This window comes from Desulfotomaculum sp. OF05-3 (assembly GCF_003435535.1).
GTDB classification, from domain to species: Bacteria; Bacillota; Clostridia; order Lachnospirales; family Lachnospiraceae; genus Pilosibacter; species Pilosibacter fragilis.
In genome coordinates this window covers 1-16,422 of record NZ_QWGO01000003.1, presented here as the reverse complement: position 1 = coordinate 16,422, position 16,422 = coordinate 1, and the positions used below count along the sequence as shown (strand labels likewise).

General features: G+C 47.5%; 11 protein-coding genes and 8 tRNA genes. 1 reads left to right on the top strand and 18 read right to left on the bottom strand.

What is annotated here, in order from left to right; genetic code table 11:
- Positions 1-244 precede the first annotated feature (244 nt).
- From DXA87_RS02550 to DXA87_RS02465, 18 genes are all read right to left on the bottom strand, one after another.
- A complete protein-coding gene (locus DXA87_RS02550; RefSeq protein ID WP_181968020.1) occupies positions 245-2,899 on the bottom strand; it encodes a cation-translocating P-type ATPase in 2,655 nt (884 codons plus the stop codon).
- A 91-nt stretch (positions 2,900-2,990) separates the two neighbouring features.
- Positions 2,991-4,712 carry a single-stranded-DNA-specific exonuclease RecJ gene (gene recJ / locus DXA87_RS02545; RefSeq protein ID WP_117503163.1) on the bottom strand — a complete coding sequence of 574 codons (1,722 nt, stop codon included), beginning with the start codon at positions 4,710-4,712 and terminating at the stop codon, positions 2,991-2,993.
- 39 nt (positions 4,713-4,751) lie between these two features.
- A complete protein-coding gene (locus DXA87_RS02540; protein ID WP_117503162.1) occupies positions 4,752-5,300 on the bottom strand; it encodes a M48 family metallopeptidase in 549 nt (182 codons plus the stop codon).
- 113 nt (positions 5,301-5,413) lie between these two features.
- Positions 5,414-5,487: transfer RNA gene (locus tag DXA87_RS02535), tRNA-Arg, on the bottom strand.
- Between the two features lie 176 nt (positions 5,488-5,663).
- A complete protein-coding gene (locus DXA87_RS02530) occupies positions 5,664-7,271 on the bottom strand; it encodes an ABC transporter substrate-binding protein (RefSeq protein WP_158552998.1) in 1,608 nt (535 codons plus the stop codon).
- 51 nt (positions 7,272-7,322) lie between these two features.
- Entirely contained in the window at positions 7,323-9,041 is a 1,719-nt protein-coding gene (locus DXA87_RS02525) for a M28 family metallopeptidase (protein ID WP_117503160.1), read from the bottom strand.
- Between the two features lie 299 nt (positions 9,042-9,340).
- Positions 9,341-10,777 (bottom strand): M20 family metallopeptidase, encoded by a 1,437-nt coding sequence (locus DXA87_RS02520; RefSeq protein WP_117503223.1) that lies wholly within the window; start codon positions 10,775-10,777, stop codon positions 9,341-9,343.
- A gap of 170 nt (positions 10,778-10,947) precedes the next feature.
- On the bottom strand, positions 10,948-12,384 hold the full coding sequence (locus DXA87_RS02515; protein WP_117503159.1) for a M20 family metallopeptidase: 1,437 nt from the start codon (positions 12,382-12,384) through the stop codon (positions 10,948-10,950).
- A gap of 119 nt (positions 12,385-12,503) precedes the next feature.
- The gene (locus tag DXA87_RS02510; RefSeq protein WP_158552997.1) at positions 12,504-12,986 is read right to left on the bottom strand and encodes a pyridoxamine 5'-phosphate oxidase family protein; all 483 of its coding nucleotides are present in this window, start codon (positions 12,984-12,986) and stop codon (positions 12,504-12,506) included.
- Between the two features lie 281 nt (positions 12,987-13,267).
- On the bottom strand, positions 13,268-13,591 hold the full coding sequence (locus DXA87_RS02505; protein ID WP_015553864.1) for a branched-chain amino acid transporter permease: 324 nt from the start codon (positions 13,589-13,591) through the stop codon (positions 13,268-13,270).
- A gap of 143 nt (positions 13,592-13,734) precedes the next feature.
- Positions 13,735-14,427: an AzlC family ABC transporter permease gene (locus DXA87_RS02500; protein WP_117484611.1), complete on the bottom strand. Its 693-nt coding sequence runs from the start codon at positions 14,425-14,427 to the stop codon at positions 13,735-13,737.
- Between the two features lie 114 nt (positions 14,428-14,541).
- Positions 14,542-14,625, bottom strand: a tRNA-Leu gene (locus DXA87_RS02495).
- A gap of 37 nt (positions 14,626-14,662) precedes the next feature.
- A tRNA-Val gene (locus tag DXA87_RS02490) sits at positions 14,663-14,735 on the bottom strand.
- Positions 14,736-14,770: 35 nt separating this feature from the next.
- A tRNA-Asp gene (locus DXA87_RS02485) sits at positions 14,771-14,844 on the bottom strand.
- Positions 14,845-14,884: 40 nt separating this feature from the next.
- A tRNA-Ile gene (locus tag DXA87_RS02480) sits at positions 14,885-14,958 on the bottom strand.
- A 17-nt stretch (positions 14,959-14,975) separates the two neighbouring features.
- Positions 14,976-15,048: transfer RNA gene (locus tag DXA87_RS02475), tRNA-Thr, on the bottom strand.
- Between the two features lie 7 nt (positions 15,049-15,055).
- Positions 15,056-15,127: transfer RNA gene (locus DXA87_RS02470), tRNA-Glu, on the bottom strand.
- A gap of 53 nt (positions 15,128-15,180) precedes the next feature.
- Positions 15,181-15,253 (bottom strand) — tRNA-Asn (locus DXA87_RS02465).
- 433 nt (positions 15,254-15,686) lie between these two features.
- Here DXA87_RS02465 and DXA87_RS02460 point away from each other — a divergent pair.
- Positions 15,687-16,274, top strand: coding sequence for an HD domain-containing protein (locus DXA87_RS02460; protein ID WP_015553866.1), 588 nt, complete (start codon positions 15,687-15,689; stop codon positions 16,272-16,274).
- Positions 16,275-16,422: the final 148 nt, after the last annotated feature.

Genomic DNA, 16,422 nt, shown 5'->3' with positions numbered 1-16,422 from the left:
AATTCCCGGCAGAAATTACTCCTTATCCGCCGGGAATGTCTGGCTCATCTGCCTGTTACCGTCTGAAAAAGACTACTGATCTTCCAGAACCGATGTACAATGCGGACAGCGTGTCGCATGAATATTGATTTTCGTTTTGCAGTACGGGCATTCTTTTTCCGCAGATTTCACCATTATTTTACCAATTTTTTTCTCTGTTGGGAATACCCGGAGACCGTTTTTTTATCTCTGTGCCTGTTTTTTATCATTCCGCCGTTTTAGACGGGTTGAATATATGTGTCAGGAAAATAAACATCTCATGGGCGAACAGCGGCATGGCCGCAAGCACGAGCAAAGTTTTCCATTCCCCGGCATTCAAACGCACCGTCTGAAATGCCGCAACCAGAGCCGGCTGTTCCGTCACCATAAGCTGCAGAGCAAATCCAATGAATACTGCAGCGATCATCAGAGGGTTCCCTCCATGATCCATCCGAAATACAGATTTTTCCACATCACGCATTCCGATCGCATGAAAAAGCTGTGACAATCCAAGAACCGTAAATGCGTATGTCTGGCAGCATGCAAGAAGCTTTGGAGACTGTAAGACGTCCGCCACCGCTGCCGGGGTCAGCTGCCGTCCGCTGCTTACAAGAAGCTTTGCAGGAACGATCAGAAACGCGGTCAGACTGATCAATGCGATCAGGAAACCGTAAAACAACGTACAGACTCCGCCGCCATGCGCAAACAGGCTCTCTCCTTGCTTTCTCGGTTTTTCTTTCATCAGTTCTCTCCCGTCACATACATCTGTCCCCAGGGCCAGAGCCGGCAACGAATCCGTGATCAGATTGATCCACAGGATATGACTTGCCTTAAGAGGTGCCGGAAAGGAAAAAAGGATCGCAAAAAACATGGTCATGATCTCACCAAAATTCGATGATAAAAGAAAAATGACCGTCTTTTTAATATTGGCATAGATCTCTCTTCCTTCCCGGACAGCTTCCCGGATCGTTGCAAAATTGTCGTCTGTCAATACTATATCTGCTGCCTGCTTTGCCACATCCGTTCCGCTCATTCCCATCGCGATCCCGACATCCGCCGCTTTTAAAGATGGGGCATCATTGACTCCATCCCCGGTCATCGCCACGATTCCGCCGTTTTTTTTCAATGCCCGGACGATCCGTACCTTATGATCCGGAGAAACTCGTGCAAATACCCGGATCTCCGAAATCTTATCAGCAAGCTCCCCATCGCCCAGGCAATCCAGCTCTGACCCTGTCATGCACTGAGAGGGAGAATCCGCGATCTTAAGCGTTCTTGCGGTCGCAAGTGCCGTATCCTTATGATCCCCTGTAATCATGACGGTCGTAACACCTGCATGGCGGAATTCTTCCACTGTTCCGGAAACCTCCGGACGGACCGGGTCCTCAAGCACTGCCATTCCCAGAAAGGTCATTCCCTTCTCGGAAAGATCCTTTCCCTCCTTTACCGCCGCCCCAAGAACACGCCCACCGGACGCAGACATTTTTTCTGCCCGCCTCATGTACCATGTTCGTTTCGATGCTCCCATCGGATGAACTCCCATTTCGTCTCGGTAGGAGGTGCAATTTCCAAGAATCATGTCCGGTGCACCTTTCGTGAACGAAACTGTCCGCATTCCGTTTTGATGCACCGTCGTCATACACTTTCTCTCCGAGTCAAACGGACGCTCCGCAATTCTTTTCCACGCATCCCGGATCTGTTCGGACTGTTTTTCCCCATTCCTTGCATTTTTATCCGCATATAAAAGAAAAGCTGCTTCTGTAGGATCTCCGATGATTCCGTGCTTTCCCCATCTTGCATCATTGCAGAGTAAAAATGTTCGTAAAAGCCACTCTCTGTCCCCATCCAGATTCCGCACCGTCATCTGATTTTTTGTCAATGTCCCCGTTTTGTCCGAGCAAACCACATTAACCGCTCCAAGAGTTTCCACAGAAGGAAGACGTCTCACGATCGTATGTACCTTCGCCATCCTCGAAACAGAAAGCGCAAGGACGATCGTCACCACAGCCGGAAGTCCTTCCGGAACTGCTGCCACAGCCAAAGAGATCGCTGTCAGAAACATCTCCCCAACATCCCGCTTCTGCCAGACTGCCGCCAGAAAAAGGATCGTACAGAGACCCACAGCCAGAATACTAAGAAATGTTCCCAACTCTCCCAACCGTTTCTGAAGCGGTGTAATCTCTTCCGGTGTTTCATGGATCATTTTCGCGATTCGTCCGATCTCAGTTTGCATCCCGGTATCTGTAACAATCCCTTCACCGCGTCCGGCAGTCACAAAGGTTGACATATATGCCATATTTTTTCGATCACCGAGAGGTGTTCCGGTCGAAGCCACATACTGCGCATCCTTTTCCACCGGTACAGACTCTCCGGTAAGTGATGCCTCCTGTACCTTCATATTTTCCGAACGGATCAGTCGGAGATCCGCCGGTACCTGCTGACCGGCATTTAAAAGCACCCTGTCGCCCGGCACCAGCTCCGCCGCGTCCATCTCCAAAAGCTTTCCGTCCCGCCGGACAAGCGCCTTCCTTGTTGTCAGCTTTTTTAATGACTCCAGCGCTTTCTGGGCCTTTCCCTCCTGAATCACACCAACCGTTGCATTGAGCAGCACAACTGCTGCAATGATCACCGCATCTCCTCGTTCTCCAAGAAATACAGAAATTCCTCCTGCCGCCAAAAGTACATAGATCAGCGGATCCATCAATTGCGAAAGCATCCGTTCTGCCACAGACGGAGGCCTTTTCTCCTCCAGCTCGTTCCGCCCATACTCCCGAAGCCGCTTTGTCGCTTCCTTCCCACTCAATCCCCCGTCATCCGACGATCCCAGCAGCATTTTTGTCTCAAAAACAGAGCAGCGTTCAAAATCCCCCGGCTTTTCCATAAAAAAATTCTCTCCATCCTCTTTTGCTCAAAGCAAGTTTATGAGGATGGAGAGGAAATCATGCCTGCATTCCCATTCTCCGACTGACCGATCAACGAAATTTATAATTTTTTATGATCGCCTGCAAGGTACGTGTCCCATTATATTCATTTACATCCGGATAATAGATCATGTCGATCGTATTCTGCCCTGTCTGCTCTTCCAAAAAACGATCTCCATCTGCAAACAGCAGACCATCGAACGGATGTCCAGTGTTCGTCACCAGATTCATTTTCACGACATTTCGATTTTTTCCAAGAACACGTACATTTCGAATCGTCAGACTTTTCTGGGCAAACAACGGTTTTTCATTTCCCTGCCCGAATGGTTCCAGACCTTTGAGCTCATCCACGATTTTTTCATTCACATACTCAAACGGCATCGGAACATCGATCCAGATCTGCGGAACGAAATCATCTTCCGTAAGCTTTGCATTTTCATTCAGTCTTCTCCGGAACTCATCAATATCACTTTCCTCAATGGAAAGTCCCGCTGCCATTGGATGCCCGCCAAATTTCACCAGCAGATCCGCCACCTCGCAAAGCCCCTGGTACATATGGTATGCCTCTATGGAACGTCCGGATCCCTTCGCACTCTGCTCGCCTCTCGTCAGCACAAAGGATGGCTTATGGAAATGCTCCCGGAGTCTTCCGGCTATGATCCCGGCAAGTGATTCATGGCACTCCGGCAAGAACACCACCAGCACCTTATCCGACATATAGAAACGTTCTACCTGTTCGATAGCCTCTGTTTCTCCCTTTGCCGTCATATCCTTTCTCACATCATTGAGTTCCTTTAATTCATCCGCCAGCCCACTGACCCGGTCCGGATCCTGTTCTAACAACATCCGGAGCGCAACCTTCGCACTTTTCAACCGTCCACCTGCATTTAAGCACGGTCCGATCACAAAACCAATGTGATATGCGCTCAGATTGTTTATATCCAGATTATTTTTCTCTACAAGCATTCTGAGACCGGTGTTCTTCGTCGAACCGATCTTTTTCAGTCCATATTTGACGATCAGACGGTTTTCATCCTGCAGCTTCATGACATCTCCCACGGTCGCAATGGCCGCAAACTCCAGAAGCTCCATCCACTCATGCTCCGGAATTTCAAGATCCTCATAGATCACGTTTATAAGCTTCCATGCTACGACCGCACCGCAAATTTCATGGTACGGATACGTCTCCCCGTCCTGCTTCGGATCAACCACTGCATCTGCCGGCGGCAGAATCTGTCCATAAACATCTACCGGTACTTCATGATGATCGGTCACCACAACCGTCATGCCAAGCTGCTTTGCGATGCTGATTTCCTTTAATGCCGCGATTCCATTATCACAGGTCACAAGTGTATCGATCCCGTCCTCTGCTGCCTGACGGATGATGGATTCATTGATCCCGTAGCCATCCCGGATCCGGTCCGGTATCTCATAATCAATCTGCCCATTTCCGGCAGCACGGTGAAAGCCCTTGAGAAGAATATATGTTGAACAAACACCATCAATATCGTAGTCGCCGATGATCCGGATTTTTTTCCCTTCTATCAACTTCTTTTCAATGATCCCCGCAGCGGTCTCCATTCCCTTCATCTGTCGCGGATCATAAAGATCATCCAGTGTCCCGTAAAGATACTTTCTCATCTCACGTTCATCCAAAAGACCTCGGTTTCGCATGATCCGAACAGCCACCGGACTCACCCCCAGACGCATCGCAAGCCCGTTAAAATCTGCCCGTTTTGTCTGAAGCATCCAGATTTCTTTCTTTTTCTGCATCGTTTCTCTCCCTCTTTGCGCTTCCTCATTCCGGCACGTTCAATACTTCTGGCCATTTTCCTTCAGCCATTGCCGCCGTTTTCGATAGTCCGGCAGAATCTTCTCCACTTCATCCCAGAATTCCGTGCTATGGTTCATCTGGAGCCGATGGGCAAGCTCATGGACCACAACATAGTCCAGAATCTCCTCCGGCATCAGAACCAGCTTCCAATTAAAATTCAGGTTTCCCTTTGCACTGCAGCTCCCCCAGCGCGTCTTTTGCTCCCGGACCGTGATCGATCCATAGGAAACGCCCATGAGCCCTGCGTAATAACAGCATCGTTCTTTTAACACGTTTTCCGCTCGTTTTTTTCCTTCAAGACGTTCCGTTTCTGTGTAGGACGGACGCACTGCAAGGATCTGTTCTCCGGCACGGAGCCTCACCTCGATCCAATCCCGATGACTCTCCACAAACCAATCTGCAGTCTCCGGCGGTGTCCGGAAAGGAGCACGCACCGTAATCGTTCCGTCAAGCTCCACCTTCAAAGACATGGAACAGCGCCTGGACCGGACCAGCTCATATGTAAAATGTTCCGTTCTTCTTTTCATGATTTCCTCCAGAAGCTTCTTCCTTTTTCACTGCACAAGTTTCACAGAAAGTTCCATCAAAAGTTCCCATGAAATCGAAAAAAGGCATCTGCAATTGCAGATGCCTTAATCAGCGCGCCAGAGAAGATTCGAACTCCCGACACTACGGTCCGTAGCCGTATGCTCTATCCAGCTGAGCTACTGACGCACGCTCTCTGAGTTTCAGATGTCTGTCACTCAACAAAGAATATTCTACTATATATTTTCTTCTTTGTCAACACTTTTTAAATTTTTTTAATTTTTTTCTTTTCCCTTGCACCAATATCATAAGCCGCAAAAAAGCTTTGGGGCCATCACGCCAAAGCGTAACAGCCCCGTCTTTTTTTACTTCTCGTAATAGCAATCTCCCAAATAATGGAAGGACGTATTTTTGTTAAATTTGAATCCCTTAAGGTCTGCTCTTCTTCCTACCATGCTATATTTGTAATACAGAGGTACCCACGGACAGAGCTCATTTAAGCGAACCTGAAGGTCTTTATATATCTGGAGGCGTTTTTCTTGATTTGTTTCCACCGCTGCAGCATCGATCATTTCATCTACCTTATCATCTTTGAGATATGCACGATTGCCGCTCATTCCACAGTTTCTTGAATGGAATAACTGAGTTACACTATATGCCGGATCACAAGTAGTATTTACCCAGCCAAGAATCAGGAGATCATGTTCTCCGGCATTGATCGCATCCTGAAATGCTCCCCATTCATACACATTGATGTCTACATTAATGCCAACCTGAGCTAACTGAGCCTGAACTACCTGTGCAGCACGACTTCTTACTTCTCCGGATACGTACATCTTAAGATCCAGTCCATTTTCATATCCTGCTTCTGCAAGAAGTTCTTTGGCTTTTTCCAGATCCTGAGGATATGGCTTTACGTCCTCATTCCACCCAGGCACAGTCTTTGCAACAACGGAGGTGGCTACTTCGCCGCGACCTTCTACAATCGTATCTACGAATTCCTGACGATTCGTGGCATAATTGATCGCCTGACGTACCCGGACATCATCCAATCCTTTTTTAGTTGTGTTCATAGCCATAAATTCTACAGAAGGTGCCGGCCAGCTTTCCAGAACAAGATCTTTACAGTTCTCAATATTGACAGCATCCACCGGATCTACGGCTAAGATCACATCAATCTCCCCTGTTTCCAGTGCGATTGTACGAGCACTTCCTTCCGGAATGATCCGGGTTGTAATCGAAGTGGCTGTAGCAGGTCCATCAAAGTAGTCATCAAACCGGACCAACGTCCAGTGGTCATTCGGAACCCACTCTTTAAACATAAACGGACCTGTTCCGATCGGAGCTTCTCCATATGTATCGCCAGCCTCTGTTACTGCCTTCTCTGATAAGATCTTCATACTGGTATCATTAAGGATATACAGGAATGCTGGACACGGATTTGAAAGATGGATCGTCACCTCGTAATCCCCGTCAACAGAAACATGATCAATGGCTGATGCATTAGACATTGCTTTTGGCATGGTCTTGGCACGCTCTAAACTGAATTTCACATCGCTGGCCTTCAGTTCATCTCCATTGTGAAACTTTACGCCTTTCCGCAGTTTAAATTTGTACTTTGTGTCATCCACAATCTCAAAACTCTCTGCCAGATCCCCTACAGGCTCACGATTATCATCAATTTTGATCAAACCATTATAAATATGGAAATTCAGCGTTGCAGATGGTGAATCCACCCCCACCTGTGGATCCATAGACCGGATATCGCTGCTATTCGCCGAAATAATGTCTGTCCGTCCAATGGACTCTGGTTTTTTCTCTGACGATGTTTCCGCACTGGATGAAGCTGATGTCTCCGCCTTTGAATCCGCTGTCGATGTACCGGAGTTTCCCCCACTCTGTCCGCAGCCCGACAATACCATAGCCCCGGCCAATGCCAATGCCGTCAGTTTTCCATACATCCTTTTTCTCATGCACATGTCCTCCTTGTTATTATATTGTTACATAATTTTTTCCTTCTCACTTTATTTCCCCCATCCAGAGATCCATTTCCGGCAATTCTCCGCAACTACGTTCATCTGTCCTGTAAGCCGGTTTCTCTGACGCACAAATCTTGTCTGGACTGCCAAATAATAATCTGCTTCTGTATTTTCCCTTGTCAGACCCTCTGCCATAGCAAGTCCGGCAAACACCGTTCCCTTTACCGCCGGATCCTGATGGTATGGGCTGGATGTCGTGTACATGATCCTTGCCAATTCTCCCGCTATTTCCATGATGACATCGTCTGTATGTTTCTGATTCTCCATAGCGTTTTCAAGATCTGCAACCGCTTCCTTCAGGCTGCCGATCGCCCTCCAGACCGGAGAAAGATCAAATTCCGCACTAAGCTTCTGTTCTATAGAACGAAGCTCGTTTTCCATAAAGCTGACAAACCCGCTCATCTCTGCAGGAAGCTTCTCACAATTAGCGAAAATGGCGGTCAACTTTGCAATGACTCTTGTATCTCGCAGTGTCACCTCCGGATCTACCTTATCAAAGGTATCCTCTTTCGTATGCCACCAGGAAAATATTTTATGATCCTGTTTTATAAACTGCGGCATCATAGCAAACGGAATATCCGCTCCCCAGAAGGTCTGATCTGCGAATCGTACCATCGGCGTCGGTGCCTCCGGTTCTTTATCATTAAACTCCCTTAAAAACTCTCGGTCAAAGGCTTCGCCCTCCAGCATAGATGTCCGCATTCCAACCACATCCGAACCTTTACAGCCGCAAATATCCATATTAATGTGGGCCACACAATTTTCTTTCAGATCTTCCCAATGGTGATCATAATACCAGGTCGATCCGGAATAACGGGCATCTGAATGACCGGACCACCAGGCAAGCACTACAGACCGCTCCAGATGTTCCTGATTTTCTTGAAATACCCTGGCAATCTCCATCATAGCAGCATTGGCAACGCCATTATCCGTTATCCCCTCATACCAGGAATCATAATGACCGGAAACCAACACATACTTATCCGATCTTCCCTGAATACGTGCTACCGGCATGGTACTGGAAACGATTGACTGACACATTTCAACGTTAAGGCATGCCGTCAGTGGACTTTCTTCCAGTTTTTTCTGCAATTCCTTTCCTGCACTTTTTGTGATTTCCACAAACGGAATTCTCGGATAATGACAAGCCAGATCCTCCGGCTCAGGTGTTCCCCATACACCTCCAAGCGTTCCATGGTGTGCCAGATCCGCATGCCAGATTGTGATCACGCCCAAAACTCCGGCACGTTTTGCCTCACATGCAAACGCAAAGCTGTTCTCATATGTCAGAACGATCTTTCCGGCAAATTCTGCCATTCTTGCTCTCTGCTCCTTCTGGCTGCAGCCTCCGGTTGCGCTGATCCGGTCGAAAACCAGTTCAGCTTCCAGATTTTCCGCTGTTCCACTATACACATACGGAGTCAGAGGCACGATTGCTTCCGAAGAATCCCCTTGGATCCGTATGGATGCTTCTCCCGGAAGGCTTCTATATACCTGATAAATTTCCCGCTCTACCGGGATTCCCAGTTCTTCCATTCGTTTTGCGATTCGTTCTGCCGCTTTCTCTCCATCCTCAGAACCTGTATAGCGGTCCAGGTAACTGAAACACTCTACATCCTTCATGATTCTGGATATTTCTAAGGCTTTGTCAATTTTTTCAATAAGCTTATTTCCTTCCGATGAACAAAGACTCATACCCTGCATGTTCTAATTTTCCCTTCTTCTTTCCCCATTCATTTGGGCACGATCCATTTCTTGTGTATTTGTCTGTTTTGTTGTAAAATAATTATTTTTGTCCTCAGTATTTAAGCATATTATACAATATCAATTTTTATATCGTCTAATGCTTAATTCGAATATTATATATAATTTTTGCGAATACGATATAATATACTGAAATTATATTCAATTTGTACTATATGCAAAAAGCCCCCGGAGAATCCATATCTGATTCTCCTGGAGCTTTTTCCTAACGCTAAAATATCTAAAAAATGACTATGTTTTTACCAGAGTTCCGGTTTTGCATCCTTCGGAAGCGGATTCGGATATGTTTCACCGTCCAGCTCTTCCAACCAGTCCTTATGAGCCTTTTTGATGAGCTCCGGATTTTCCAGAAGATCCGCTCCTGTGCATGCCATGACTTTTGTCGCCGTCAGCATGCCCTTATGGGCAATACTTGCCTTTCCCTGAGCAACAGCCTGCCAGGAATGAAGTGCTGTTCCTGCCGCATAGCAGCACACATTTGTCTGCACCGTCGGAACCACCCAGCTCACATCACCGACATCGGTAGAGCCACCACCGCCATATGATTCGCTCCGGTCCAGTTTAAAATCCAACAGTGGCATATCCAGGACTTCCTTCCGCTTGTCCTTTTCAACGACATGAGCGATCATGTCCTTTAAGCCCTCTTTGTCTAACTCCGTAACGACCTCTTTGAATTTTCCCGCGTACGCCAGCTCCTCTTCCGTATATCCGATCGGAATAAAATGGTCAAGATTTTTGTCCATGACCTCTTCCAGAACATCATTTCCGATCACGTTGGAATAAGCGGCAACCTGACGAATATCCACAGTCGTTCCCGTGATCAGCGCCGCGCCCTTCGCGATATCGCACATCCGCTCATAAAGCTTTTTGACCTGAGTTACCTTTGGTGCGCGGATCGCATAGAGTACCTGTGCCTCCGCTGGAATCACATTCGGGGCAATTCCACCGGTGTTTGTGATCGCACCATGAACTCTCGCTGCGTCGATCATATGCTCTCGCATATAATTCACGCCAATGTCCATGATCTCCACTGCATCCAGCGCAGAACGTCCAAGCTCCGGCGCTCCCGCCGCATGGGAGGAGATTCCATGGAAGGTAAAGAACACACGGAAATTGGCAAGGAATTTATCGTCTCCCATTGTTCTGTTCGTCGTGCTTGGATGCCAGGTGATAGCGATATCACAGTCATTGAAATATCCGTCCCGGACCAGATATGCCTTTCCGCCCGCATTCTCCTCCGCCGGACAGCCATAGTAGCGGATCGTTCCCTTCAGGTCTTTTTCTTCCATATAGGACTTTAGTGCATCGACAGCCGCCACAGATGCCGTTCCGAGAAGATGGTGGCCACAGCCATGTCCATCTGTTTTTCCTGCGATCGGACGACGCTCCGTACAGTCTGCTTCCTGCTGAAGACTGGAAAGAGCGTCAAACTCACCAAGAAATGCGAGGACCGGCTTTCCGCTTCCCCACTCGGCAATAAACGCTGTCTTCTCTCCGGCAAGGTCAGCCCGGATTGAAAATCCGCGAGACGCAAGGTATTCCTGTTGTACCCTCGAAGATTCATATTCCTGAAAACGAGGTTCCGCATATCCCCAGATCTCATCCGCCATAGATGTATATGTGTCCTTCTGTTTCTCCACCAGTTCAGAAATTCTATCTTGATTCTTTGTTTCCATGCTGTCCACTCCTTCCTGTGTAATCCTTGTTCCTGCCACACACATTTCCATCAACAGGCACTATGTGCAACACTTCCATAAGCAGAAGCTTGTTATACCTATTTTTTTAGGCAGTCTTCTGAAAACCATCGCCCTTGATGGTTCTCATTCCGACTGCCTGATCTATCCTATTACCAGATCGATGGTTTTAAATCTGCCGGAAGCGGATTCGGATATGTCTCTCCGTCAAGCTCTTCCTTCCAGTCTGCCTTTGCCTTCTCAATTAATTCCGGATTCAGAAGAAGTTCCGCGCCGACATACGCCATAACCTTCGCTGCCGCCAACATCCCTTTGTGAGCAATCGAAGATTTTCCCTGTGCAACAGCCTGCCAGGAATGAAGCGCTGTACCTGCTGCGTAACAGCTGGTATAGACCTGTGCTGTCGGAACGACCCAGCTGACATCTCCGACGTCCGTGGAGCCGCCACCGCCGTAAGCACTGTTTTTATCGACAATAAGATCCCACATCGGCTGCTCTAAGAGCTCCTGTTTATGCTCTTTTCCTCCGATCACTGCCGCCTGATCCTTCATTCCTTCTTTATCCAGCTCTGTGATCACACCCTGGAATTTCTTTGCATATGCAAGCTCTTCCTCCGTATAGCCGATCGGAACCACATGCTCCAGATTCTCCTGAACAAGATCCGCCAGTGTATCATTATTGATCAGGTTGGAATATGCTGCAACCTGCTTGATATCAACGGTCGTGCCTGTGATCAGAGCCGCGCCCTTTGCAATATCGCACATCCGCTCATAAAGCTTCTTGACCTGTGTTACCTTTGGAGCACGGATCGCATAGAGGATCTGCGCCTCAGCCGGGATCACGTTCGGAGCGATTCCGCCGGAGTTTGTGATCGCGCCGTGAACTCTCGCTGCATCGATCATATGCTCTCTCATATAGTTCACACCGATATCCATGATCTCAACGGCATCCAGCGCGGAACGTCCAAGCTCCGGCGCCCCGGCCGCATGGGATGAGATTCCGTGGAAGGTAAAGAATGCCCGGAAGTTTGCCAGATGGAATCCGCCCTTCATAACTTTATTCATTGTGTATGGATGCCAGGTGATCGCGATATCACAATCATCAAAATATCCATCCCGGACCAGATATGCCTTTCCACCCGCATTTTCCTCCGCCGGACAGCCATAGTAACGGATCGTTCCGCTCATGTGATTCTCTTCCATATAAGTTTTTAACGCATCAACAGCCGCTACCGACGCTGTTCCGAGAAGGTGATGACCACAGCCATGTCCGTTTGTCTTTCCCTCGATCGGGTGACGTTCTGTGCAGTCTGCCTCCTGCTGAAGGCTGGAAAGTGCGTCAAACTCACCTAAAAATGCGAGGATCGGCTTTCCACTTCCCCATTCGGCGATAAATGCGGTCTCTTCTCCTGCGAGATCTGCCTTGACGGAAAATCCTCTCGCTTTTAAGAACTCCTGCTGAAGCTTCGTGGACTCGTACTCCTGAAATCTCGGCTCCGCAAAACCCCAGATCGCGTCACTGATTTTTGTATATTCATCGCGTCTCTGATCGATCGTCGTGCCGATCTCTTTTCTAAAATCTGTTCCCATATGTATATGCTCCTTTCTATGTTTCCCTTATCCATCAGAACCATACAGGCACGTTTCCGGCTCTCTTCACCTCTTTGTCCCACATGGGCTTCCGTTCGTGCACACACCCGTCCCTCATGTTATTCATGTCTTTTTCCGGTGACGTTCTCAGTTACGATCTTCCAGACCGTCACTGCGTTCACCATTGCCTCCGCGAACGAGTTCTCTTCGAATGCCTTCTTCTGACTCATCTGATTCATGAGGCTCGCCAGAGCTTTTTTCTTCGATGTGAGATCTTCCACGAAATATGCAGTTCCGTTTCCGCAGATACTCTCAAAGCTTGTCGTCGACTTGCAGGCTGCATCATAATCGATCTCCAGGCTATTTTTCCCGTAAATACAATATGAAACCTGAGGATTCTCTCTGATCTTATCGATCTTCGTCCCTTCCTTCGCTCCGTGAAAATACAGAACCAGCTTTCCTTCTTCCACTTCTGCACCATAATTCAATGGAATTAAATAAGGACATGACTCATCGTGGAACGCAACGGTGCACACAGTCTCCCGTTTCGCGATCGCCACAATATCAGCCATGTCCTTCAATTCTCTGTCACTTCGTCTCATCCAGACCTCCATTCCAGTCATAAAGATCCTACACTTTTGCCATTCTCCATTTCGATCCTTCAGGATTTTCATCGAAATTCCGCATTCAGTGCCATCCGCCAGACTTCCCGTAAGATGAGACTATCATATCATAATTTTTTTAATATCTCAAGTAATATACCGTTATCTTGTTCCTTCTGTCTGAAATTATCCCTCAATTCAGAATACTAAATTGCAGTTCCAGCACCACCGCAGACTGATCATGACCCATGATCACAATTCCAGAGCTTTCTCCTCTTATCCTAAAATACGGCCTGAATCAAAAACATATAAAGTACAGTTCCTGCCGCAATACTGAGCAGTGTATTCCTCTTCCATACGTGCAGCCCGACAACCACTGCGGAAGCTGCAATCTCCGGAATTCCATGAGATCCCGCAAAAAAGCTCACATTTTTCAGGCAGTACACCACCAGCATCCCCATGATCGCATACGGAAGAACTCCCGATAAATATGTAATGTATCCGGGGATCTCCTTCTTCCTGCCGAATATCACAAACGGAAGAAATCTTAAAACAATCGTTACTGCAACGCATACCGCGATCAGTGTGACCGCCCTCAAATCCATCCTCTCTATTCCTCCTAAATCAAGCAAAATCCACCGCTACCGCTGTATTGTACGGAATTTTCAGTTCGGAAATTTCCTACCCGTGTGCAGCAACCTGGGCACTGTTTTCATACTATTTCCTGTCCTTCGGAAAATGTCATGAATTATGCCGTCATCTGGCTGCTCTCAGTTTTCTTACTCCCACGCATCAGCGTCAAAATCACCGTGATAGAGATCATCGACGGGATCAGAAAGGCTGATGCCCCAAAGATCAACAGACAGATCACGGATGCAGCAACACCTGCAACGGCGCTTCTGTGATCCTTCGTGCTCATCCACTGTTCCGTAAATACCACCAGAAACAGAGCTGTCATCGAGAAATCGATCCCTTCCGTATTGATATTCAATACACTCCCGAGCACCGATCCCATCACGCTTCCAATTACCCAGTAAATCTGGTTCAACAGCGAGACAAGGAAGAAATATTTCTTCTCCTCGACCCCCTCCGGTACATCTCCACTGCACACCAGCGAATACGTCTCATCCGTAAGCGCAAAGATCAAATACGGCTTATATGGTTTTGTGTCCTTATATCGTTCCAGCATGGAGATTCCATAAAATAAATGTCTTGCGTTGACCATCAGTGTCATAAGTGCCGCTGAGATCAGCGACGCGCCACCTGTTATCAGATCAATTGCCACATACTGCATTGACCCCGCATAAATGAACACACTCATCGCGAGCGCCCAGGTGATGCCGTAGCCCTTCGCTCCCAGCAGCATTCCAAATCCGATTCCCAGAACGATATATCCCGCCATTACCGGAATTGATCGTTTCAACGCATATCGAAATGTCATATCTGTTCTCCTATCCATATTATTTCGAGATCTCTCCTGTTCATCTCCATCACGCTCCCATAATTCGGGTTTTTCGTTAAACAAAAAAAGAGCTTGCAAAACAAGCTCTTTTCATGCCGGTGACCGGACTTGAACCGGTACGGGGTTGCCCCCGAGGGATTTTAAGTCCCTTGCGTCTGCCTATTCCGCCACACCGGCAGACATATAAATATGTCGATGATGGTTTCCCATCAAATGGGACCTATAGGGCTCGAACCTATGACCCTCTGCTTGTAAGGCAGATGCTCTCCCAGCTGAGCTAAGATCCCAGATATGAAATTAATAATCCTTATTTCTAAGGAAACGACCCGGATGGGATTCGAACCCACGACCTCCGCCGTGACAGGGCGGCGCTCTAACCAGCTGAGCCACCGGGCCAAATATTTTATCAGTTGTATGAAGCTTTTACCAGGTAGAGTGGACCTTCAGGGACTTGAACCCGGGACCGACCGGTTATGAGCCGGTTGCTCTAACCAACTGAGCTAAAGGTCCATAAGTTTAGGACTGAAAGCCGATGATCGGACTCGAACCGATAACCTGCTGATTACAAATCAGCTGCTCTGCCAATTGAGCCACATCGGCACATCAATGACCCCAAGGGGATTCGGACCCCTGTTACCGCCGTGAAAGGGCGATGTCTTAACCGCTTGACCATGGGGCCGCGTTCATTATTTGTACCAGAAGCTCATATCCATGAAACTGGCAAAATAAAAACTCCCCGAGTAGGACTCGAACCTACGACAGCGCGGTTAACAGCCGCGTGCTCTACCGACTGAGCTATCGAGGAATATTTCCTTTGTTCTTAGCTGTTCCTTAAGAACAGTGCTATTATATAATATGTTTTCGCATCTGTCAACCCGTTTTTTATATTTTTTGAAAAATTTCTACACTTTATTTTCCGGTATGTTTTATCCTTATTTTATCAGTATTCTCACCCGTTCATGCCTTGCTTTGAATTTCCAGCAACTATTCAGTACCTTCATAGTTACAAGCAAAAATCCATTTCAGATCGGCTGCACCGATGGGATTTTTGTCTTCCAGATTATGTTTTCTTACGGTCTGCGCAGCAAGTGCGCAGATCTACGGAACAGTTACAATTCCCATTCTAAAAAACCGCTGTACTTTTCTCTCATAAATTGGTAGGATAAACTCATCAATCCTCTGGACTCATCAAAAAACACACCCTATAGGTCAATTTACATATCGGGAGGCAAACATTCATGGATAAACGTTTAAAACAACAGTTAGATTTTGTACTTGAGATTGATAAAGAAAAGAATATCCTGCGCCAGACACATCTCTCCGGCCATGGCCGCCGGGAAAATGACGCAGAACATGCCTGGCATATGGCCATCATGTCCTACCTTCTCCGTGAGTATTCCAATGAATCCGTAGATATCGCAAAGGTCATGCTGATGTGCCTGATCCACGATATCGTGGAGATTGATGCAGGTGACACCTTCGCCTACGACGAGGAAGGTCGCAAGACCCAAAAGGCCCGCGAAGACGCTGCTAAAGAGCGTATCTTCTCCATCCTACCGGAGGATCAGAAAAATGAGCTCATCGCTCTCTTCGACGAGTTTGAGGACTGCGAAACATCTGAATCCAAATATGCCCATGCCATGGACAATCTTCAACCGCTTCTCTTAAATCACAGCAATAACGGTGATGACTGGAAGCAGCACCAGATCACCTCCAAGCAGGTCTACGGCCGCCAGAGCAAGACGAAGCTCGGCTCCGAGCGTCTCTACGAAATTACGGATCATCTGATCCAGGATGCGATCAAGAAAGGTTTTGTGAAAGAATAATAAAAAGAGTCCTCATAATAACACTTCAAATCAATTTAAAGCTACTACTATGAGGACTCTTGCATCAATCTGCGCTTTACAAAAAAAGACCAGACATCTCTGCCTGGTCTACTCACACATACCTTCAAAACCACATATTGAAATCCAT